Raw genomic sequence first — 20,809 nt, 5'->3', positions numbered from 1 at the left:
CAGCCGTCCGGACCGATGGTCTGGCCAGCCTGCGAACCCGGGCACTTGTCGTCGCAGTTGTTCACGCCATCGCCGTCGTCGTCCATGTCCGCGCAGCTCGGCACCGGGGCCGGCGGCGGCGCATCCACGGGCTCCGGACCCAGCGGGATCACGACGCCGACCGAGGCCAGCACGTCGCCGTACCAGTCTTCACCGTCGTTGCGCTCCGGCGGCGGATCGTCGTTGAACAGCTGCGCGCGGGTGTCGTTGATGCCGACGGCGCGGTAGGCGATCTCGGCACGCAGGCGGGCACGACCGGCATTGCCCTGGACACCGGCACCCAGCTTCAGCGCGGCGCCGCCCTCTTCTTCCTCGTACGGGGAATCGGGGTTCGGGAAGTTGTCGAGCTCGATCTCCTCGCGCTGGTAGCCCAGGCCCATCAGAACGTAGGGGTTCCAGCCGCGGCCTTCCTCGATGAAGTGGTAGCGCGCGTCGAACGAAATGCCGTACTGGCTCCAGTTCAGGTTCTGGTTGTAGTCCCAGTTCGGGTTCTGGTAGTTGAGCTCGCCGTCGATGGACCAGTTGGGCGAAACGAACTTGCCCAGGCCCAGGCTGACAAACGGAGCGTTGCGGGTTTCGCGATCGTTGTCCTGCAGGTTGAAGCCCGCAGCGCCGGTGATGTACCAGCGATCGTCGAATTCCTGCGCGCTGGCCGCCTGGGCCAGGCCCAGTCCACCCAGCAGGGCGGCGCAGAGGAGTTTCTTATTCATATGTTGCTCCTGAAGTCAATAAATAGTGGAAACACGCGTCTGCGAGGATCCATGCCGTGGGGACGAACGTCCGTGGTGAACGTCATCGGGGCGCAGGTTATTCGCGGGCCCGTGAAAGCCATGTTAACGAGCGACTAACAATCGAAAGAAAAACCGCGGATGAATCTCCGGCTCACCATCCGTTCAGGGAAGCCGCCCTGGCCACGTCGCCCCGGATGCACGCAGCGCCCGTCCTGCAAGGCTCGCGCGGCCGCCTCGTCCGGCTCACGGCCCGCGGCGTGCCGGCCGTCGGATGATCGCTGGCCAGACCATCCACATGCCATTGAAAACGATGCCGGGGTGTTCGAGGCAGCGATTCCGCGAGGGCATGGGGTATATCGGTGATTCGCACGCCAAACCGGACGCCGGTGTTTTATCCCCGTGCGGCAGTAAATCCGCCGAGCGTGGAGGGCCGCGCGGCCGCGGCCGTCCCAACGCGTGCGCCGGACCGGTCGCCTTCCGCCGCCTGCCCCGCGGCGCAAAGGGCACACTGGCCCGTGCTGCCGCGCCCGTGGGACAGTTGTATTGGCCCACGAAGCACGGCATCGTGCCCTTTCCATACGCAAGCGTATCCCAATGAATACCGCCAGCTCCGCTGCCGCCAGCACGCCCCACCTGCTCTACCCCCACCTCCTGCAGCCGCTCGACCTGGGGTTCTGCACGCTGCCGAACCGGGTGCTGATGGGATCCATGCACACGGGACTGGAGGACAAGTCCGCGGACTTCCCGAAGCTGGCGGCCTACTTCGGCGAACGCGCCGCCGGCGGTGTCGGCCTGATCGTCACCGGCGGCTTCTCTCCCAACATCGTCGGCTGGCTCAAGCCCTTCGGCGGCACGCTGCGCTGGCCGTGGGAAGTACGCAAGCACCGCCAGGTCACGCAAGCGGTACACGCGCACGGCAGCCGCATCTGCCTGCAGATCCTGCACTCCGGGCGCTACGGCTACCACCCGCTGCAGGTGGCGCCCTCCAAGCTCAAGGCCCCCATCAATCCCTTCACCCCGCGCGCGCTGTCCGTGCGTGGGATCGAGCGGCAGATCGCCGCCTTCGTGCGCACCGCCCAGCTTGCCCGCGATGGCGGCTACGACGGCGTCGAGGTCATGGGCTCGGAGGGCTACCTGCTCAACCAGTTCACCGCGCCGCGCACGAACAAGCGCGAGGACGCATGGGGCGGCGACGCGACGCGGCGCATGCGCTTCGCGGTCGAGATCGTCCGCCGCATCCGCGAGGCCTGCGGGCCCGACTTCATCATCGTCTACCGCCTGTCCATGCTCGACCTGGTCGACAACGGCCTGGCCTGGGACGAGGTGGTGCAGCAGGCGCAGGCGATCGAGGCAGCCGGTGCGACGCTCATCAACACCGGCATTGGCTGGCACGAGGCACGCGTGCCGACGATCTCGACGTCGGTGCCGCGCGCCGCATTCACTGGCATCACCGGACGCCTGAAGCCGCACGTGTCGCTGCCGCTGGTCACCACCAACCGCATCAACATGCCCGACGTCGCCGAGGCGATCCTCGCCCGCGGCGAAGCCGACATGGTGTCGATGGCGCGTCCGCTGCTGGCCGATCCGGAGTGGGTCGCCAAGGCACGCGCGCAGCGCGCGGACGACATCAACACCTGCATTGCCTGCAACCAGGCCTGCCTGGACCATGTGTTCCAGAACCGGCACGCCAGTTGCCTGGTCAATCCGCGCGCCTGCGCCGAGACCGAGTTGAACTACCCCGCCACCACGACGCCCCGGCGCATCGCCGTGGTGGGCGCCGGGCCGGCGGGGCTGGCCTGCGCGACGGTCGCCGGCGAACGCGGCCACCACGTCGTGCTGTTCGACGCGCACGACGAGATCGGCGGCCAGTTCAACCTGGCCAAGCGCATCCCGGGCAAGGAGGAGTTCCACGAAACGCTGCGCTACTTCGCCCGTCGAATCGAGCAGACCGGCGTGGAACTGCGGCTGCGCACCCGAGCCGACGCCGACGCGCTGTCGGGCTTCGACGCGGTCGTACTGGCGACTGGCATCAAGCCGCGCGAGGTCGACTTCCCCGGCGCCGACGACCCCCGCGTGGTCAGTTACCTGGACGTGCTCACCGGACGGGTCGTGCCCGGACGCCGCGTCGCGATCATCGGCGCCGGCGGCATCGGCTTCGACGTCGCCGAGTATCTCGTGCAGGAAGGTGAGTCGCCCAGTCTCAACGCCAAGGCGTGGCGTGCCGAATGGGGCGTGGACCTGGCGTACGGGGACAACCGCGGCGGCCTGGTCGCGCCGCGTCCGGAGCCGCCGGCGCGCGAGGTCTGGCTGCTGCAGCGCAGCCCCGGCAAGCCCGGGCGGCGACTGGGCAAGACCACGGGCTGGATCCACCGCGCCACGCTCAAATCGCGCCAGGTCAGGATGCTCGGCGGGGTGGAATACCTGGGTGTCGACGACGCCGGCCTGCGCGTGCGCATCGACGGCGCCGAGCAGGTGTTGCCGGTCGACCATGTGGTGGTCTGCGCGGGTCAGGAACCCTTCAAGCCGCTGGCCGACGCGTTGCCCGCCTCGACCGAGGTGCACGTGATCGGCGGCGCCGACGTCGCCGCTGAGCTCGATGCCAAGCGTGCGATCGCCCAGGGGAGCCGTTTGGCCGCCAGCATGTGACCTGAGTCACGCGACAAGCGGAGCGCCGCGCGGCCCGATCGCTAATACCAAACTGGTGCGTTCAGCATTGAATGGCGACGGGGCAGGCCAGTCAAAGCCTTGCCCCACAAGGCTCTGCGTATTATCTGAGCGAAAAATAAACCGAATCGAATCCGGCACTTGGGCGCCATGTTCAGGCTGCGTTTAATAAGCGGCGGCTAACTTGCGCCAACTTTTGCAGCCGCCCCATTCCCGCGGCCACCCTCACCGCCCCGCGATCCTGCGGCTCGGTGATCGGGGCAAAGCGCGCCACAGAGCCGCCGCCCTCCAGTAATGCGATTCCCGCACCAAGCGCGGCAGGCAGCACCGCCCCGCTTCGAAAAACGCCATGTCGGCCAGTCCCTGCTTCAACGCCCTTTCCGGGTGGACGCGGGAGTGCGGTCCGACGCAACGAAGTTGGAGTTCACATGAAGTTGGCATGGATCCTCTGGTTGGCATCGGTATTGCCGCCCAACGCCGCAGATTCACTCTGTCTCAGCACCACGCTCTACCTCGAGGCCCGCGACCAGTCCGTGCAGGGCCAGCAGGCCGTCGCCGAAGTCGCCCTGCGCCGCCGCGACAGTGGCCTGTGGGGCGACGACGTCTGCTCCGTGGTCACCGCCCGCAAGCAGTTCGCGCCGACGATCGTGTCGCCCAACACCCGCCTCAGCAACGTCGATGCGTGGGGCGAAGCGGTGAGCGTGGCACTCGAGGCCGAGCGCAACTGGTCGCTGCCGGTCGGCGAGCGCAAGGAGATCGTCCCCGGCGCCAGCCATTTCCTGGCCGCGAGCATCGCCAGCCCGAGCTGGCGCAATGCCTACCAGGTGGCGAAGATCGGCGACCACACCTTCCTGAAGGTGCAGACCCTCAAGCCGCGCAAGCCGGAGCCCGTGCAGCCCGCGTCGTGACGCTGTGTTGCATCCCTGCCGTTGAGAATGACCCGACGGGTCGGCGATAGTCGCCGGCCCGTTTTCCGTTCCGACCCCAGGAGACCGCATGAAGCTCTACAGCAAACCCGGCGCGTGTTCGACCGCCGACCACATCGCGCTGCAATGGACGGGCCAGCCGTTCGAGGTCGAGGTGATGGACAAGGCGTCCATGAAAGCGCCGGCCTACCGGGCGATCAATCCCACGGGCGCGGTCCCGGCGATCACCGACGGCGACTTCATCCTCACCCAGAATGCCGCGATCATGGGCTACATCGCCGACAGCTACCCGGAAACAGGCCTGGCCGGCGACGGCAGCGCCCGCCAGCGCGCGGAGGCGAACCGCTGGCTGGCCTTCGTCAACTCCGACCTGCATCCGGCCTTCAAGCCCCTGTTCGCACCGGCTGCGTTCATCGGCGAGGAATCGCAGTACCCGGCGCTGCGCGAGGCCGCGCACAAGCGCCTGCGCGGGCTGTTCGAAACCGCCGACCAGCGCCTGGCCGACCGGCAATGGCTGGCCGGCTTCCGCAGCTACGCCGATCCCTATCTCTACGTGACCTTGCGCTGGGCCGCGGGCCTGGAGGTCGACCTGTCCGGCCTGGACCACCTGGAGGCCTTCAGGCAGCGCATGGAGGCCGATCCGGGCGTCCGTGCCGCGCTGGCCGCCGAAAACCTGGACTAGGCGCTCCGCGCGCCCTGGGTGGGGCTCACCCCTCCCCGCCCGGGCCGTGGCGCTCCTTCCAGTAGCGCGTCATCTCCAGGTAGGTGAACGACGCCGACCAGGTGATGAGCATCAGCCCCACCAGTGCCTCGGTCCCGGCCAGCAGGCGGATCGGACCCACCGGGATCATGTCGCCGAAGCCCACCGTGGTGTAGACCATCGCCGAGAAATAGACCGAGTCGAGCATGCCGTGCGCGTGCATGCCCTGGACGCCGCCGACATCGGCGAGGTTGAGCAGCAGGTAGTAGGTGACGCCGAAGATCCAGATCTCCACGGTGTGCAGCGCCAGCAGCCACAGGTTGACCGCCACCAGCCGCCGGCGGCCGGCGCCCTCGGCATGGCGCCGGTTGTGGTCGACGATGCGACTGAGTACTTCGTAGTGCAGCACGATCACCAGGCCCACCGCGGCGACGGTGGCGCACGCGATCATGATGTTGGTCGGCCAGTCGTCGTACATGCGTCACCTCGCACAGCAAGCGCAATGAAAAAAGGCCCGGATGTCCGGGCCCTTTTTCCGTGACGCACGACGACCGGCGATGCGGTCAGCGCTTGTCGATCGCCACGTACTCGCGATCCTCGGGTCCGGTGTAGTTCGCACTCGGCCGGATGATCTTGCCATCTTCGCGCTGTTCGATCACGTGCGCGCTCCAGCCCGTGGTGCGGGCAATCACGAACAGCGGCGTGAACATCGCCGTCGGGACGCCCATCATGTGGTAGGCCGATGCGCTGTACCAGTCGAGGTTGGGGAACATCTTCTTGGTGTCCATCATCAGGGTCTCGATGCGCTCGGACACGTCGAACAGGGTCGGGTTGCCGCCCTCGGTGCAGAGCGTGCGGCTGATCTCCTTGATGATCGGGTTGCGCGGATCGCCGATGGTGTAGACCGGGTGGCCGAAGCCGATGATGATCTCCTTGCGTTCCATCCGCGCGCGGATGTCCGCCTCGGCCTCGTCGGCGGTGTTGTAGCGGCTGATGATGTCCATCGCCACTTCGTTGGCGCCGCCGTGCTTGGGGCCGCGTAGCGCGCCGATCGCGCCGGTCAGGCACGAATGCATGTCAGAACCGGTGCCCGCGATCACGCGCGCGGTGAACGTCGACGCGTTGAACTCGTGCTCGGCATACAGGATGAGCGACTTGTCCAGCGAATCGGCATGCAGGGCGCTGGGGGCTTCGCCATGCAGCAGGTGCAGGAAGTGCGCTGCGACGCTGTCGTCGTCGGTCTCCACGTCGATGCGGCGGCCGTTGTGGGTGAAATGCCACCAGTACAGCAGCATCGAACCGAAGCTCGCGATCAGGGTATCGGCGATGTCGCGGGCTTCCGCGGCGGGATGGCCCTCGCGCTCGGGCAACACGGTGCCGAGCACGGAGCAGCCGGTGCGCAGCACGTCCATCGGGTGCGCGTTCGCCGGCACCAGCTCCAGGGCTTCCTGGACGATGGCCGGCAGGCCGCGGCGACGCTTGAGCTTGGCGCGGTAGGCCTTCAGCTGCGAGGTGGTGGGGAGCACGCCGTGAACCAGCAGGTGCGCCACCTCCTCGAAGGTCGCACGGGTGGCCAGGTCGTGGATGTCGTAGCCGCGGTAGTGCAGGTCGTTGCCGCTGCGGCCGACGGTGCAAAGCGCGGTGTTGCCGGCCGCGGTGCCGCTGAGCGCGACGGACTTCTTCGGCTTGGGCAGGGTGGACTTGTCGGTGTCGCTCATGGTGGATCTCCTGGGCGTGTCGTGCGTGCCGGGTGCGCATCGGCGCGGGTGGCCCCGCGGGCATGGGGCGTGCGCGCCCGGTCGTGGAGTGAAGGGCGGGGGGCGGCAGCCGCTCCGCGCCGGTAAAACTGGCCGTCCGGCCAGGCTCGCCGCGTTGTCATGGACGAAGGCCGATCGACCGCGGCGCGCGGCGTCGCGGACCGGCCAGCGAACGCGCCGGCGGAGGGGGCACAGGGGGCTCGCATGGCGAGGGCCTGCTCGCTCCGTCGGCCGACCATGTCAGTCCTTGCCTTCCGAGAACAGGGCGTCCAGCTTGTCCTCGTAGGCGTGGTAACCAAGGAAGTCGTACAGCTCGGCGCGCGTCTGCAGGGTGTCGATGATGTGCTTCTGCGTGCCTTCGCGGCGGACCGTCTCGTAGAAGTTCAGGGCCGCCTTGTTCATCGCCCGGTAGGCGCCGCAGCAGTAGAGGGCGATGTCGACGCCGGCCTCGCGCAACTCGTCGGTGGTGAAGAACGGGGTCGAGCCGAACTCGGTCAGGTTGGCCAGGATCGGCACCTTCACCGCCGCCTTGAAGCGGCGGTAGTCCTCGAGGCTCTTCATCGCTTCGGGGAAGATCATGTCGGCGCCGGCCTCGACGTAGGCGCAGGCGCGGTCGATCGCGCTGTCGATACCCTCCACCGCGGCGGCGTCGGTGCGGGCCATGATCACGAAGCCCGGGTCGGTGCGGGCGTCCACGGCCGCCTTCACGCGGTCGACCATCTCCGCACGCGACACCACTTCCTTGCCCGGACGGTGGCCGCAGCGCTTCTGCCCGACCTGGTCTTCCATGTGCACCGCGGCGACGCCGACGTTGATGAACGAACGCACGGTCCGCGCGATGTTGAAGGCGCCGCCCCAGCCGGTGTCGATGTCGACCAGCAGGGGCATGTCGGTGGCATCGACGATGCGGCGCGCGTCGGTGAGCACGTCCTCCATCGTGCTGATGCCCAGGTCGGGCATGCCCAGCGAGTTCGCGGCGACGCCGCCGCCGGACAGGTACAGCGCCTTGTAGCCGGTGCGCTTGGCCATCAGGCCGGCGTAGGCGGTGATCGCGCCCATCACCTGCAGCGGGGATTCTTCTGCGACGGCGGCGCGGAAACGCGCGCCTCGGGAGTTGACGGTGGTCATGGCATCTCCTGGTGGGCCCATCATTTTAGCCGAAGCGCCCTCGCCCGCCTGCCCCCGGAGTGCCTGCCGCCCCAAGGGCGCGCGGGTCGCCCGGTCAGCCGCCCGCGTCGGCACCCCGACCAAGCGCGCGACGTATCTCTTCGAGCGCGCCCGGGTCGTCCAGCGTGGACAGGTCGCCCGGATCGCGGTCCTCGGCGAGCGCCTGCAGCGAGCGCCTGAGCAGCTTGCCGGAACGGGTCTTGGGCAGTGCCCCGACGACATAGACGCGCGCAGGTCGCGCGATCGCGCCCAGTTGCCGGCCGACCTGCGCGCGGATGGCCTCGGCCGTGCCGGCCACGTCCGCGCCCTCGCCCGCGCTCTTCAGGGTCGCGAACACGACCGGCACCTGGCCCTTGAGCGGATCACGGACGCCGACGACCGCGGCCTCGGCGACGTCGGGATGCGTCGAGCACGACTCCTCCACCTCGCGCGTGCCCAGCCGGTGGCCGGCGACGTTGATGACGTCGTCGGTGCGACCCAGGATGAAGGCGTAACCGTCCTCGTCGCGGATCGCCCAGTCGAGCGAACTGTAGAGACGCTCCTTGAAGTGGCTGAAGTAGCTGGCCATGAAGCGGGCATCGTCGCCCCAGACCGTGGTCAGGCAGCCCGGCGGCAAGGGCGGTTCGATCACCAGCACGCCCTTCTCGCCCGGCGCGACGTCCTCGCCGCTGCCTTCGTCGATCACGCGGATCCGGTAGCCCGGCATCGGCAGGCCGGGCGAGCCGAACTTGACCGGCTTCATGTCCACCCCGGGCATCAACGACAGCACCGGCCAGCCGGTCTCGGTCTGCCAGTAGTTGTCGATGATGGTCTTGCCGATGCCTTCGGTGATCCATTGCGCCGTCGGCTCGTCCAGCGGCTCCCCGGCCAGGAACAGCCACTGCAGCGCCGAGAGGTCGTGCTTGCGCAGCCAGGCCGCGTCCTGCTTCTTTAGAACCCGGATGCCCGTGGGCGACGAGAACATCGTGCGCACGCCGTACTTCTCGCAGATCGACCACCACACGCCCGGGTCGGGATGGGTCGGCAGTCCCTCGTACAGGATCGAGGTCGCGCCGGCGATGAGCGGCCCGTAGACGTTGTAGGAATGCCCGACCGCCCAGCCGACGTCCGAGGTGGAAAACATGACCTGGCCGGCGCGCACGTCGTAGATCGCCCACATCGAAAGGGCCAGCGCCACCGCGTAGCCGCCCACGTCGCGTTGCACGCCCTTGGGCTTGCCGGTCGTGCCCGAGGTGTAGAGCAGGTAACTGGGCTCGTTCGACTCCAGCCATTCGACGGCGACGCGCGCCTCCCTGAACTCCTCGCGCAGGGCCGCGTGGTCGATGTCGCGGCCCGGGATCCAGGCCGGCTCCGGGTCAAGGCCCCGACTGACCACGAGCACGTGCGCGGGCGGATGCCGCGCCTCCTCGCAGGCGGCGTCGACCAGGGGCTTGTAGGGGATCACCTTGCCCCCGCGCATGCCGGCGTCGGCACAGACGAGCAGTTTCGGCCGGGCGTCGTCGATGCGCAGGGCGAGGTTGTGCGCGGCGAACCCACCGAACACCACCGAGTGCACCGCGCCGATGCGCGCGCAGGCGAGCATGGCGAACACCGCCTCGGCCATGTTGGGCATGTAGATGACCACCCGATCGCCACGACCGACGCCGAGCGAGCGGATCATCGCCGCGAAGACGTTCACTTCCTCGTGCAGCTCGCGATAGCTGATCTCGCGGGTCTCGCCCGTTTCGCTGGAAATCGCCACCAGCGCCAGCTGGTCGCCGCGTGCGTCCAGGTGGCGGTCGACGGCGTTGTGGCAGAGGTTGGTGGTACCGCCGGCAAACCACTTGCGGAAAGGCGGATCGCCGTATTCCAGGATCGCGCGCGGCGGGACGTGCCAGTGGATCGCCCGCGCCTGTTCGGCCCAGAACCCCTCCGGGTCGTCGATCGAACGCTGGTAGAAGTCCTCGTAGCGCATGGCGACCGTCCGTCGATGGGGGTGCGTCCAGCCTAGGCCTCCCCCCGACGTACTTCATTCGGACTTTGGTCGAGCCCGGATGCAAGGCATGCGAACGCGTCTCAGAACGGCGCCGGGCTTTCGAAGGCCATCGATGCGCCCCCGACCGGGTGCGGGAACGACAGCCGGGTGGCATGCAGGCAGACGCGGGCGGCCGGGGACGCGCCGTACATCGCGTCGCCGACGATCGGGTGGCCGATGCTGGCCAGGTGCAGGCGCAACTGGTGGCTGCGCCCGGTCACCGGCTCCAGCGCCAGCCGGGTCCACGCGCCGGCCACGTCGCGCCCGAGCACGCGCCAACGCGTCAGCGCGGGCTTGCCGTGCACCCTGTCCACCATCTGCCGGGGGCGATTGGGCCAGTCGCAGGCCAGCGGCAGGTCGATCTCGCCCGCTTCGTCCCTTACCCGTCCCTCTACGCGTGCCTCGTAGCCCTTGCCGACCTGGCGTCGCTCGAACAGGCCCGACAGCGCCGATTGCATGGCCTTGCCGCGCGCGAACAACATCAGGCCACTGGTGACCTGGTCGAGGCGATGCACGGTGAGCGCGTCGACGTGGACACGCTGCAGTCGGGCCACCACGCAGTCCCGGTTCTCCGGCAGGCGGCCGGGCACCGACAGCAGCCCCGCGGGTTTCTCGACCACCAGCAGGTGCGCGTCGGCATGGTGGATGCGGATGGAGTCGAACATGGTGTTCACGGGCGCCGAAAGCGAACGGGGCGGCCACTGGCCACCCCGTTCGACGTGTGCTCCCGGCAGGTCCGGTCAGCCCAGCAGGTGGGCGACGCCGGCGCGCTCCTCTTCCAGCTCGGCGAGGGTCTTGTCCATCGCCGCGCGGCTGAAGTCGTCGACAGGCAGGCCCTCGACGCGGGTGTACTCGCCGTTCTCGGTCGTCACCGCGACACCGTAGATCACGCCTTCCGGGATGCCGTAGCTGCCGTCGGAAGGCACGCCCATGGTGACCCACTTGCCGTTGCTGCCCAGCACCCAGTCGTGGATGTGGTCGATCGCGGCGTTGGCCGCCGATGCCGCCGAGGACAGGCCGCGCGCCTCGATGATCGCCGCGCCGCGCTTGCCGACCTGCGGGATGAAGGTGTTCGCGTTCCAGTCCGCGTCGTTGATCTTGTCCTTCAGCGACTCGCCGTTGACCGTCGCGAAACGGTAGTCGGGGTACATGGTGGGGCTGTGGTTGCCCCAGACGACCAGCTTCTCGATCTCGCCCACGGGCACCCCGGCCTTGTTGGCCAGCTGCGACAGCGCGCGGTTGTGGTCCAGGCGCAGCATGGCGGTGAAGTTCTTCGCCGGCAGGTCGGGCGCGGACTTCATGGCGATGTAGGCATTGGTGTTGGCGGGGTTGCCGACGACCAGCACCTTGACGTCGCGGCTCGCGACCTTGTTCAGCGCGGCGCCCTGGGCGGTGAAGATCTTGGCGTTCTCCAGCAGCAGGTCCTTGCGCTCCATGCCCGGGCCGCGCGGACGCGCGCCGACCAGCAGGGCGATGTCGGCGTCCTTGAACGCGACCTCGGCGTCATCGGTGCCGACCATGCCGGCCAGCAGCGGGAACGCGCAGTCCTCCAGCTCCATCATCACGCCCTTCAGCGCGGCCTGGGCCTTCTCCATCGGCAGCTCGAGCAGTTGCAGGATGACCGGCTGGTCCTTGCCCAGCATCTCGCCGGAAGCGATACGGAACAGGAGCGAATAGCCGATCTGGCCGGCAGCACCGGTGACGGCAACGCGGACGGGAGTTTTCATCGGTAATTCCTTGCGTTGTGACTGTGGGGAGTGCCGGGCGCGATGGCGGGTTCAGAACACATCGCGATACCCCAGCGGTTCGAGTTTGCTTTGCAGCGCGGCGGTGTCGTAGCCACGCACGACGTCCTGGCCGATCACCGTGGTCGGCACGCCGCGTGCGCCCAGCGCGCGCATCGCCCGCTGGCCTTCCGGCGTGTCGACGTCCAGTACGCGGTAGCGCACGTCCGCCAGCTCGAAGGCCTTCTGCTGCTTGCGACAGTAGCCGCACCATTCGGCGGCCATCATCACGATGCGGTCGTCTCCGGTGGCCAGGCGCGGGTCGTCCGGATGCAGGGCGGCAGGCTCCCTGGGCCACAGGTGCCAGGCCCCGCCGAGGACCGCCAACGCCAGCAGCATCCAGGCGACGCGCACGACGGGTCAGGCCAGCTCAGCGAAGAATTCGCGGATGCGCTCGATGCCGGGCGCCAGCTGGGGCGTCGGGCAGGTGTAGCTGATGCGCATCGCACGCGGCTCGCCGAACGCCGAGCCGGGCACGCAGGCCACGCCCTTGGCCTCGAGCAGCACGCTGCAGAAGTCGACGTCGTTGGCGATCGCCTTGCCGGTCGGCCCGTGGGTCTTGCCGAAGGTGCTGCTGATGTCCGGGAACACGTAGAACGCGCCCTGCGGCCGCGGGCAGACCACGCCCGGGATGGCGTTCATCACCTCCATCACCTGGTCGCGCTTGGCCTGGAACTCGGCGCACTTGGCCTGGGGCACGTCCTGCGGCCCGGTCAGGGCGGCGACCGCGGCCGCGGTGGCGATTTCCGGGATGTTGGTGATGTGGTTGGAGTTCAGCGTGACCACCGCCTGGGCGACGCTTTCGGGACCGGCCATGAAGCCCACGCGCCAGCCCGGCATGCCGTAGGTCTTGGACAGCGAGTCGACGAAGATCACGCGGTCCTTGAGCTCCGGCCTTGAATGCACGAAGTTGTGGTAGCCGACGCCGTCGAAGACCATCTTGTTGTAGATGTCGTCGGTGATGATCCAGGTGTCGGGATACTTTGTGATGACCTCCGCCAGGGCATCGATCTCCTCGCGGGTGTAGACCATGCCCGTCGGATTGGACGGGTTGTTGAACAGGAACACGCGCGGCTTCTTCGCCAGCGCGGCGTCCAGCTGGGCCGGGGTGAGCTTGTAGTCCTGCTCCGGCGGGCACGGCAGCAGCTCGACCTTCGCGTTGACGATCTCCGCGATGTCCAGGTAGCTCGTCCAGTAGGGCGTCGGGAAGGCGATGGTGTCGCCCTCGTCCAGCAGCGCTTCGCCCAGGTTGTAGAGGACGTGCTTGGCGCCCACGCCGCTGGCGCAGTTCACGCGGCCATACCCGGTGAGGCCCAGTTTGCCGATGTGTTCCAGGAACGCATCGATCATCGCGTCGGCGCCGCGGTTGCTGCCGTACTGGCCGCTGTCGTGCGAGAGCGCGTTGCGCGCCGCCTCGTAGACATGCTCGCCCGGCAGGAAGTTGGGCACGCCGATCGAGAAGCTGATGATGTCGCGGCCTTCGGCTTTCAGGCGCTTGGCCTTCTCGGCGATCTGCATGATCGCGCTGGGCTTGGCACGGCCGATCCGGCTGGCGAGCTGGGGCATCGCGGATAACCTCTCAGGAATTGGTGACACGGGCGGGGGACAGGGGAAAACCAGGGGTCGGGACCAGCCCGGCTCCCGTGTCGGGACCCACCAGGCTTAGCCCCGTGATGGTATCACGCGGCCCCGGCGCGCTCCCCCGTTCTCCCCCGCCCCGACACCACCCGCACGCAAGAAACCCCGGACCAGGCGGCCCGGGGTTTCCAGGGTCAGGGTCGGCGCCGGGCCGCCCGAGGAGAGGCTCAGGCGCGCGCGTTGGCGTCCAGCGTCTTGTTCCAGTCGGCGACACGGTCGGCCTTGGCCGCGAGCACGGCATCGCTATCGCCCTCGATGCTGACCGACTTGATCAGGTCGCCCTGCTGGATCTTGTCCACGGCCTCGATGCCCTCGAGCACCTTGCCGAACACGGTGTGCTTGCCGTCCAGCCACGGGCAGGGCACGTGGGTGATGAAGAACTGGCTGCCGTTGGTGCCCGGGCCGGCGTTGGCCATCGACAGCACGCCGCGCTCGTGGGTCAGGCCGTTGCCGGTCTCGTCCTCGAAGCGGTAGCCGGGGCCGCCGGTGCCGGTGCCCTGCGGGCAGCCGCCCTGGACCATGAAGTCCGGGATCACGCGGTGGAAGTTCAGGCCGTCGTAGAAGCCGCGGCGGGCGAGGTTGACGAAGCTGGCGACGGTCAGCGGGGCCTTGTCGGCGGCAAGTTCGACCCGGATCGGGCCGCGGTCGGTCTCGAAAACAGCAATCAGGCTCATGGAACGGCTCCTGGTGGGGGATGACCGGGCACTTCGCGGGCCCGGCAGAGTTGCGTGCGCCCATCCCTGCCCAACGGGGAGATGAACGCGGGTCGGCCAAGGATACCGCAGCCGCCCCCGGTTGCCCGTGATTTTCCTGATTCTGGCGCAAACACCCGCTATAATGGTCGGCTTCCCTCCGCGACCCTGACGCCTTCGCCGGCGTCCATTCCGCATGTCCGCATCCAACTCCGTCGAACGCCTGCGCAACATCGCCATCGTCGCCCACGTCGACCATGGCAAGACCACCCTCGTCGACTGCCTCCTCAAGCAGTCCGGCACCCTGTCCGAGCGCACCGTCCTCGCCGAGCGCGTGATGGACAGCAACGACCAGGAAAAGGAGCGTGGCATCACGATCCTGGCCAAGAACACCGCCATCACCTGGCAGGGCAACCGGATCAACATCGTCGACACCCCGGGCCACGCCGACTTCGGCGGCGAGGTCGAGCGCGTGCTGTCGATGGTCGACACCGTGCTGATCCTGGTCGACGCGATGGACGGCCCGATGCCGCAGACCCGCTTCGTGACCCAGAAGGCCTTCGCGATGGGCTTCAAGCCGATCGTGGTGGTCAACAAGATCGACCGTCCCGGCGCCCGCCCCGACTGGGTGATCGACCAGGTCTTCGACCTGTTCGACAAGCTCGGCGCGACCAACGAGCAGCTCGACTTCCCGATCGTCTACGCCTCGGCGCTGAACGGCTACGCCAGCCTCGACGACAGCGTCCGCTCGGGCGACATGACCCCGCTCTACGAAGCGATCATGAAGCACGCGCCCAAGCCCGAAGTCGATCCGGACGGCCCCTTCCAGATGCGCATCAGCCAGCTGGACTACAACAACTTCGTCGGCGTGATCGGCATCGGCCGCATCCAGCGCGGCACCCTGAAGAAGAACATGCCGGTCGCCGTGATCGACCGCGAAGGCAAGAAGCGCCAGGGCAAGGTCCTCCAGGTGCTGGGCTTCCTGGGCCTGGAGCGGATCGAGCAGGACAGCGCGCAGGCCGGCGACATCGTCGCCATCTCGGGCATCCAGGAACTGACGATCTCCGACACCGTGTGCGCCCTCGACACCCCCGAGGCGCTGCCGCCGCTGACCGTCGACGAGCCGACGATCTCGATGACCTTCCAGGTCAACAACTCGCCGTTCGCGGGCAACAAGGACCTCTCCGGCGGCAAGTTCCTGACCAGCCGCCAGATCAAGGACCGACTGGAGCGCGAGACCGTGCACAACGTCGCGCTCAAGGTCGAGCAGCTCGAGGACGCGGACAAGTTCCTGGTCTCCGGCCGCGGCGAACTGCACCTGTCGGTGCTGATCGAGAACATGCGCCGCGAGGGCTTCGAGCTGGCCGTGTCGCGCCCCGAGGTCATCATCAAGGAGATCGAGGGCCAGCTGATGGAGCCGATCGAGCAGCTCGTCGTCGACGTCGAGGAAGTCCACCAGGGCGGCGTGATGGAGAAGCTCGGCACCCGCAAGGGCCAGCTCAAGAACATGGAGCCCGACGGCAAGGGCCGCGTGCGCCTGGAGTACATGATCCCGGCGCGCGGCCTGATCGGCTTCCAGAACGAGTTCAAGACCCTCACCCAGGGTTCGGGCCTGCTGTTCCACGTGTTCGACCATTACGGTCCGAAGGAACAGGGCGCGATCGCCAAGCGCATCAACGGCGTGATGATCGCCAATGCCGCCGGCACCACCCCCGCCTACTCGCTGGGGCCGCTGCAGGAACGCGGCAAGCTGTTCGCCGCCGAGGGCGACGCGGTGTACGAAGGCCAGCTGGTCGGCATCCATTCCAAGGACAACGACCTGACCGTCAACGCGATCAAGCCCAAGCCGCTGACCAACATGCGCGCATCGGGCAAGGACGACGCCATCGCGCTGAGCCCGGCGATCAAGTACTCGCTCGAACAGGCGCTGGACTTCATCGAGGACGACGAGCTGGTCGAGATCACCCCGAAGGAAATCCGCCTGCGCAAGAAGTTCCTGACCGAGAGCGACCGCAAGCGGGCCTCGCGCGCCGCCTGATCCTGCGATCCGCGACACCCTGGAATGGCAGCGTGAGTCACCTCCCGCTGCCATTTCTTTGCCTGCTGTTCCTGCTGGCGGCCCGCGTGGCCTGGTGCGCCGGCATCGTGCTGTCGCGCGGCACCGGCCGGGTCGGCCCGCGTTTTGGCCGGGGCCAGGGCGGCTGGGGATCGCGCCCACCGCAGGGGCGCCCATTGCGACCGCTCACGCCATCCACCGGAGCCGCCGCGAGACGGGCTCGCTATGCTCGGCGGCAGCCATCCGCGACGGGGAATCGCCCATGCGCTCCATGCCAGCCACCGCCTGCCTGCTCCTGCTGGCCGCCTGTCAACCCGCCAGCGAGCCCGGTAGCGTCCAGGCGGCGACGCCCCCGGTGGCCGCGTCGCCCACGCCCCGCGTCGGGCCGGCCGCTGCGGCACCCGCCGCCACTGCCGACACGGATGCTTTCGCATTCGCCGAACTCGACATCCAGGCCCTGCAGGCGCGCATGGCGCGCGGCGAGACCAGCAGCCAGGCCCTGACCCAGGCCTACCTCGACCGCATTGCCGCGATCGACGACGCCGGCCCCACGCTCAACGCGGTGATCGAGCTCAATCCCGACGCCCTGGAGGAGGCCGCCGCGCGCGACGCGCAACGCAAGGCCGGTCCGGTGCTGGGCCCACTGCATGGCATCCCGGTGCTGTTGAAGGACAACATCGATGCGACCCCGATGGTGAACTCGGCCGGATCGCTCGCGCTCGCCGAGCACCGCCCCACGCGCGATGCCTTCCTGGTCGACCGGCTGCGCGCGGCAGGCGCGGTGATCCTGGGCAAGACCAACCTGAGCGAGTGGGCCAACTTCCGTTCCACCCGCTCCAGTTCCGGGTGGAGCGGCCGGGGCGGCCAGACCCTCAACCCCTACGCGCTCGATCGCAGCCCCTGCGGCTCCAGCGCCGGCACGGGCAGCGCGATCAGCGCCAACCTCGCCGCCGTGGGCATCGGCACCGAGACCGACGGCAGCATCATCTGCCCGTCGGCGGTCGCCGGCCTGGTGGGACTCAAGCCGACGGTCGGGCTGGTCAGCCGCAACGGCATCATCCCGATCTCCAGCAGCCAGGACACCGCAGGCCCGATGACCCGCAGCGTCGCCGATGCCGCGATCCTGCTGGCCGCGATGGCCGGGCGTGACGATGCCGACGCCGCCACCGCCCAAAGCGTCGGTCGCGCCGTCTTCGACTACCCCGCCCACCTCGACCCCGATGCACTGCGTGGGGCGCGCATCGGCCTGCTTCGCGGCAGCATGGGCTTCCATCCCGACGTCGACGACGCCCTCGAGCGCGCCGTGGCCGCCATGCGCGCCGCCGGGGCCACCATCGTCGATGCCGAGATCCCCACCGCCGGCCAATGGCGGCAGGCGGAATTCGAAGTGCTGTTGTACGAATTCAAGAACGGCCTCGAGCACTACCTGCGCAGCCACGACGCCCCGGTCAAGACGCTGGACGCGCTGATCGCGTTCAACCAGGCGCACGTCGACACCGAAATGCCCTGGTTCGGCCAGGAGCTGTTCGAGCAGGCCCGCGTCAAGGGCCCCTTGAACGAAGAGGCCTACCTGGACGCGCGCCGCGAAGCACGTCGGCTGGCCGGTGAGGCAGGCATCGATGCCGCGCTGGAGGCCCAGGAACTCGACGCCCTGCTCGCGCCGGCGACATCGCCGGCCTGGCGCATCGACCCGGTCCTGGGCGATCACTTCACCGGTGCGGGCTACGGCGCCGCCGCGGTGGCCGGCTACCCCAGCCTGACCGTGCCGATGGGGGAAAGCCACGGCCTGCCGATCGGCCTGGTCTTCATGGGCACCGCCTGGAGCGAACCGCGCCTGATCGCACTGGGTCACGCGTACGAACAGCTGTCGAAGGCGCGCACGCCGCCGCGCTTCCTGTCGACGGCCGAACTCAAGCCTCGTTCGCTCAGAAACGACGCGACCGGCGCACAGGGCGCCGGTCGCTGACATTCGATCGAAGGCGCCGCGTCGGCGGCGCCGGGGGCATCAGGCCTTCGAAGGGGCGCCGATCTGCGCCTGCTTGCGCACGATGAGCATCGCCACTTCCAGTGCCTGCTCGTAGTTCAGGCGCGGGTCCACGGTGGAGTGGTAAGCACGCTCGAGATCGCTCTCGGTCAGCTCGCGGGCGCCGCCCAGGCATTCGGTGACGTCCTCGCCGGTGAGCTCCAGGTGCACGCCACCCAGGCGCGTGCCCGCGGCCGCGTGCAGCTCGAAAGCATCTTCAAGTTCGCTTCGGATGTTGCGGAAACGACGCGTCTTGTAGCCGTTGCTGGTGGCCTCGGTATTGCCGTGCATCGGATCGCAGACCCACAACACCCTGCGGCCGTCGCGTTGTACCGCATTGAGCAGCGGCGGCAGCTTCTCGGCGATCGCCCTCGCCCCCATCCGGTGGATGAAGGTCAGGCGGCCGGGCTCATCCTCGGGGTTGAGCACGTCCATCAGCTTCAGCAACTGGTCCGGCTCGACCGACGGGCCGACCTTGACCGCGATGGGATTGCGGATCCCGCGGAAATACTCGGTGTGCGCCCCGTCCAGCGCCGCGGTACGCATGCCGATCCAGGGATAATGCGTACTCAGGTTGAACCAGCCCCAGTGGCGTGGCACCTGCCGTGTCTGCGATTCCTCGTAGGGCAGCAGCAAGGCTTCGTGGGAGGTGTAGAAATCGACCCGGTTGAGGTTGTGGACCTCCTGGCCGGACAAGGTCTCCATGAAGCGCACCGCGTCGCCGATCGCCGCCACCATGTGGCGGTACTCGTCGGCCAGCGGCGAATGCCCCACCCAGCCCAGGTTCCAGTACTCGGGATGGTGGAGATCGGCGAAGCCGCCGTCGATCAGCGAGCGGACGAAGTTCATCGTCATCGCCGAACGGGCGTGGCCCTTGATCATCCGGCGCGGGTCGGGGACGCGCGCGGCCTCGGTGAACTCCGGCGCATTGACCAGGTCGCCGCGGTAGCTGGGCAGGCTCACGCCGTCGATGGTTTCCAGGTCCGCCGAACGCGGCTTGGCATACTGGCCGGCGAAGCGCCCCACCCTCACCACCGGCTTGCGCATGCCGTGGACGAGCACCAGGCTCATCTGCAGCAGCACTTTCAAGCGGTTGGAAATGACATCGGGGGTGCAGGCGTCGAACGTCTCGGCGCAGTCGCCGCCCTGCAGCAGGAAGCGCTTGCCTTCCTGCGCGTCGGCCAGTTGCTGCTTGAGCGCCAGGATCTCCCAGGACGTGACCAGGGGCGGCAGGGCCCGCAGCTCTTCCAGCACGCCTTCCAGCGCGGCGGCATCCGGATACGTCGGCTGCTGCAGCGCGGTGAGGTTGCGCCACCCGGAGGGCGCCCAGTCCTTGGGAAGCTTCACGGCACGGAGTTTGCGGTCTTGACTGTTCATGTCGGGGGAAATGATGCGTTGCGACACAGCATCATCGACCAAGCGCCCCACCCCTGCAACGGTTGCGTGCGCAACCGAGGGTCGCGTTCAGGCTTTGCGGAACGCCGAATACAGCGCCCAGAGCGTCAACACGACGAAGCACACCAGGCTCCAGGCGGGCATCGAGAGCCCCAGGAAGGCCCAGTCGACGTTCGCGCACTCGCCCGATCCGGTCATCACCCTGCGGATCACGCCGGTCAGCGGCATTGCATCGAGCATGTAGTCCAGCCCGGGGCCACAGGCAGGGACCTGGTCCGGCGGCAGGTGTTGCAAGCGAACGTGGTTGCCCGCGACAGCGATGCCGGCCGCGCCAGCGAGGAAGGCGAGCACCCCGTAGGTCCTGCGCCCCGCCACGGAAGCCGGCGCATGCAGCCCGCCCACCAGGAACACCAGCCCGAGCGCGACGAAGGCCACGCGCTGGAAGATGCACAGCGGACAGGGCTCGAGCGGGTTGACGTCGCGAAACTGGGTGTAAAGCGCAAACGCCAGCAGCGCGGCGCAGGCAAGCATTCCCAGCAGGAAGCGGGTCCGGAACGAAGCGGCAGCCAAGCGTGAGGTTCGCGTCATGGCCGACAGCTTAAGGTCTGCGCGCGCGGCTGCCTAGCACCCAAGCGGGCGGATCAGCCGCGCCTGTCCCCAGACGCACGAAACCCCGGGGCTCCCGGGGTTTCGTGGTCACGCGCTTCGCGCTGCCATGCCGGTGGCATGGCGCGCTGCCATGCGCGAATTACTCGGCGGCAACCGCCTCCGGGCGATCGACCAGCTCGACGTAGGCCATCGGTGCGTTGTCGCCAGCGCGGAAACCGCACTTGAGGATGCGCAGGTAGCCGCCCGGACGCTCGCGGTAACGCGGGCCCAGCTCGACGAACAGGGTGCCCACGGCTTCCTTGTCGCGCAGGCGGGCAAAGGCGAGGCGGCGGTTGGCCACGCCATCGGTCTTGGCGAGGGTGATGAGCGGCTCGGCGACGCGACGCAGCTCCTTCGCCTTCGGCAGGGTGGTACGGATCAGGCCGTGCTTGATCAGCGAGGCGGCCATGTTGCGGAACATCGCATCGCGATGCGCGCTGGTGCGGTTGAACTTGCGTCCGGCTTTCTGGTGGCGCATGACTGTGTGTCCTGTTGAATGATGGAACTACTGGAGATCGCTGTCGCCGTCCTGGCGTTGGAAAATGGACTGCGGATGGTCCTGACCGCCCCTCCCT

Annotated in this window: 18 protein-coding genes; 5 read left to right on the top strand and 13 right to left on the bottom strand. The window is 68.4% G+C overall.

Features of this window, described 5'->3' with window-relative positions; all coding sequences use genetic code 11:
• On the bottom strand, positions 1-749 hold a 749-nt coding region (locus FKV25_RS13520), incomplete at its 3' end, for a porin family protein (RefSeq protein ID WP_141519322.1).
• Between the two features lie 615 nt (positions 750-1,364).
• Between FKV25_RS13520 and FKV25_RS13515 the strand changes: the two genes are divergently transcribed.
• The 3 genes from FKV25_RS13515 to FKV25_RS13505 all read left to right on the top strand — a co-directional run bounded on the left by FKV25_RS13515 (position 1,365) and on the right by FKV25_RS13505 (position 5,042).
• The gene (locus FKV25_RS13515) at positions 1,365-3,416 is read left to right on the top strand and encodes an NADPH-dependent 2,4-dienoyl-CoA reductase (protein ID WP_141519321.1); all 2,052 of its coding nucleotides are present in this window, start codon (positions 1,365-1,367) and stop codon (positions 3,414-3,416) included.
• Positions 3,417-3,862: 446 nt separating this feature from the next.
• Complete coding sequence (locus tag FKV25_RS13510; protein WP_141519320.1) at positions 3,863-4,342, top strand: cell wall hydrolase; 480 nt, start codon at positions 3,863-3,865, stop codon at positions 4,340-4,342.
• A gap of 88 nt (positions 4,343-4,430) precedes the next feature.
• A complete protein-coding gene (locus FKV25_RS13505; RefSeq protein WP_141519319.1) occupies positions 4,431-5,042 on the top strand; it encodes a glutathione S-transferase N-terminal domain-containing protein in 612 nt (203 codons plus the stop codon).
• A gap of 25 nt (positions 5,043-5,067) precedes the next feature.
• Here FKV25_RS13505 and FKV25_RS13500 read toward each other — a convergent pair whose 3' ends face one another.
• The 9 genes from FKV25_RS13500 to FKV25_RS13460 all read right to left on the bottom strand — a co-directional run bounded on the left by FKV25_RS13500 (position 5,068) and on the right by FKV25_RS13460 (position 14,094).
• Entirely contained in the window at positions 5,068-5,538 is a 471-nt protein-coding gene (locus FKV25_RS13500) for a potassium channel family protein (protein WP_141519318.1), read from the bottom strand.
• An 85-nt stretch (positions 5,539-5,623) separates the two neighbouring features.
• Positions 5,624-6,778: a bifunctional 2-methylcitrate synthase/citrate synthase gene (gene prpC / locus FKV25_RS13495; RefSeq protein ID WP_141519317.1), complete on the bottom strand. Its 1,155-nt coding sequence runs from the start codon at positions 6,776-6,778 to the stop codon at positions 5,624-5,626.
• A 279-nt stretch (positions 6,779-7,057) separates the two neighbouring features.
• Complete coding sequence (gene prpB / locus FKV25_RS13490; protein WP_211345443.1) at positions 7,058-7,945, bottom strand: methylisocitrate lyase; 888 nt, start codon at positions 7,943-7,945, stop codon at positions 7,058-7,060.
• Between the two features lie 94 nt (positions 7,946-8,039).
• Positions 8,040-9,938 carry a propionate--CoA ligase gene (prpE, locus tag FKV25_RS13485; protein ID WP_141519315.1) on the bottom strand — a complete coding sequence of 633 codons (1,899 nt, stop codon included), beginning with the start codon at positions 9,936-9,938 and terminating at the stop codon, positions 8,040-8,042.
• A gap of 101 nt (positions 9,939-10,039) precedes the next feature.
• The gene (locus tag FKV25_RS13480) at positions 10,040-10,663 is read right to left on the bottom strand and encodes an RluA family pseudouridine synthase (protein ID WP_141519314.1); all 624 of its coding nucleotides are present in this window, start codon (positions 10,661-10,663) and stop codon (positions 10,040-10,042) included.
• A gap of 75 nt (positions 10,664-10,738) precedes the next feature.
• Positions 10,739-11,725, bottom strand: a complete 987-nt coding sequence (locus FKV25_RS13475; protein WP_141519313.1) for a malate dehydrogenase — start codon at positions 11,723-11,725, stop codon at positions 10,739-10,741.
• A gap of 51 nt (positions 11,726-11,776) precedes the next feature.
• Positions 11,777-12,136, bottom strand: coding sequence for a glutaredoxin family protein (locus FKV25_RS13470; RefSeq protein ID WP_246072093.1), 360 nt, complete (start codon positions 12,134-12,136; stop codon positions 11,777-11,779).
• A gap of 6 nt (positions 12,137-12,142) precedes the next feature.
• Complete coding sequence (locus FKV25_RS13465) at positions 12,143-13,348, bottom strand: aminotransferase class I/II-fold pyridoxal phosphate-dependent enzyme (RefSeq protein WP_141519312.1); 1,206 nt, start codon at positions 13,346-13,348, stop codon at positions 12,143-12,145.
• Positions 13,349-13,587: 239 nt separating this feature from the next.
• On the bottom strand, positions 13,588-14,094 hold the full coding sequence (locus FKV25_RS13460) for a peptidylprolyl isomerase (RefSeq protein WP_141519311.1): 507 nt from the start codon (positions 14,092-14,094) through the stop codon (positions 13,588-13,590).
• Positions 14,095-14,308: 214 nt separating this feature from the next.
• Between FKV25_RS13460 and typA the strand changes: the two genes are divergently transcribed.
• Together typA and FKV25_RS13450 are read left to right on the top strand one after the other, a co-directional pair.
• Complete coding sequence (typA, locus tag FKV25_RS13455) at positions 14,309-16,150, top strand: translational GTPase TypA (RefSeq protein WP_141519310.1); 1,842 nt, start codon at positions 14,309-14,311, stop codon at positions 16,148-16,150.
• Positions 16,151-16,430: 280 nt separating this feature from the next.
• Positions 16,431-18,134, top strand: coding sequence for an amidase (locus FKV25_RS13450; RefSeq protein ID WP_141519309.1), 1,704 nt, complete (start codon positions 16,431-16,433; stop codon positions 18,132-18,134).
• Positions 18,135-18,173: 39 nt separating this feature from the next.
• On the opposite strand, the gene FKV25_RS13445 is transcribed toward FKV25_RS13450, so the two are convergent.
• The 3 genes from FKV25_RS13445 to rplQ form a co-directional block, all read right to left on the bottom strand.
• Positions 18,174-19,568: a class II 3-deoxy-7-phosphoheptulonate synthase gene (locus tag FKV25_RS13445; protein ID WP_141519308.1), complete on the bottom strand. Its 1,395-nt coding sequence runs from the start codon at positions 19,566-19,568 to the stop codon at positions 18,174-18,176.
• Between the two features lie 87 nt (positions 19,569-19,655).
• On the bottom strand, positions 19,656-20,174 hold the full coding sequence (locus FKV25_RS13440) for a disulfide bond formation protein B (RefSeq protein ID WP_141519307.1): 519 nt from the start codon (positions 20,172-20,174) through the stop codon (positions 19,656-19,658).
• 160 nt (positions 20,175-20,334) lie between these two features.
• The gene (gene rplQ, locus FKV25_RS13435; RefSeq protein WP_141519306.1) at positions 20,335-20,712 is read right to left on the bottom strand and encodes a 50S ribosomal protein L17; all 378 of its coding nucleotides are present in this window, start codon (positions 20,710-20,712) and stop codon (positions 20,335-20,337) included.
• Positions 20,713-20,809: the final 97 nt, after the last annotated feature.

This window comes from Marilutibacter aestuarii, from assembly GCF_006546775.1.
Classification (GTDB): domain Bacteria; phylum Pseudomonadota; class Gammaproteobacteria; order Xanthomonadales; family Xanthomonadaceae; genus Marilutibacter; species Marilutibacter aestuarii.
The sequence above is the reverse complement of the archived record's forward strand: the minus strand, read 5'-3'. Positions and strand labels throughout refer to the sequence as shown.

Excerpts from the sequence above, each read along its gene's own strand:
- FKV25_RS13505 (WP_141519319.1), top strand. The coding sequence starts at position 4,431 with ATGAAGCTCTACAGCAAACCCGGCGCGTGTTCGACCGCCGACCACATC.
- prpB (WP_211345443.1), bottom strand. The coding sequence starts at position 7,945 with ATGACCACCGTCAACTCCCGAGGCGCGCGTTTCCGCGCCGCCGTCGCA.
- FKV25_RS13510 (WP_141519320.1), top strand. The coding sequence starts at position 3,863 with ATGAAGTTGGCATGGATCCTCTGGTTGGCATCGGTATTGCCGCCCAAC.
- FKV25_RS13465 (WP_141519312.1), bottom strand. The coding sequence starts at position 13,348 with ATGCCCCAGCTCGCCAGCCGGATCGGCCGTGCCAAGCCCAGCGCGATC.
- prpE (WP_141519315.1), bottom strand. The coding sequence starts at position 9,938 with ATGCGCTACGAGGACTTCTACCAGCGTTCGATCGACGACCCGGAGGGG.
- FKV25_RS13460 (WP_141519311.1), bottom strand. The coding sequence starts at position 14,094 with ATGAGCCTGATTGCTGTTTTCGAGACCGACCGCGGCCCGATCCGGGTC.
- FKV25_RS13515 (WP_141519321.1), top strand. The coding sequence starts at position 1,365 with ATGAATACCGCCAGCTCCGCTGCCGCCAGCACGCCCCACCTGCTCTAC.
- rplQ (WP_141519306.1), bottom strand. The coding sequence starts at position 20,712 with ATGCGCCACCAGAAAGCCGGACGCAAGTTCAACCGCACCAGCGCGCAT.
- FKV25_RS13475 (WP_141519313.1), bottom strand. The coding sequence starts at position 11,725 with ATGAAAACTCCCGTCCGCGTTGCCGTCACCGGTGCTGCCGGCCAGATC.
- typA (WP_141519310.1), top strand. The coding sequence starts at position 14,309 with ATGTCCGCATCCAACTCCGTCGAACGCCTGCGCAACATCGCCATCGTC.
- FKV25_RS13445 (WP_141519308.1), bottom strand. The coding sequence starts at position 19,568 with ATGAACAGTCAAGACCGCAAACTCCGTGCCGTGAAGCTTCCCAAGGAC.
- FKV25_RS13440 (WP_141519307.1), bottom strand. The coding sequence starts at position 20,174 with ATGACGCGAACCTCACGCTTGGCTGCCGCTTCGTTCCGGACCCGCTTC.
- prpC (WP_141519317.1), bottom strand. The coding sequence starts at position 6,778 with ATGAGCGACACCGACAAGTCCACCCTGCCCAAGCCGAAGAAGTCCGTC.
- FKV25_RS13500 (WP_141519318.1), bottom strand. The coding sequence starts at position 5,538 with ATGTACGACGACTGGCCGACCAACATCATGATCGCGTGCGCCACCGTC.
- FKV25_RS13450 (WP_141519309.1), top strand. The coding sequence starts at position 16,431 with ATGCGCTCCATGCCAGCCACCGCCTGCCTGCTCCTGCTGGCCGCCTGT.
- FKV25_RS13480 (WP_141519314.1), bottom strand. The coding sequence starts at position 10,663 with ATGTTCGACTCCATCCGCATCCACCATGCCGACGCGCACCTGCTGGTG.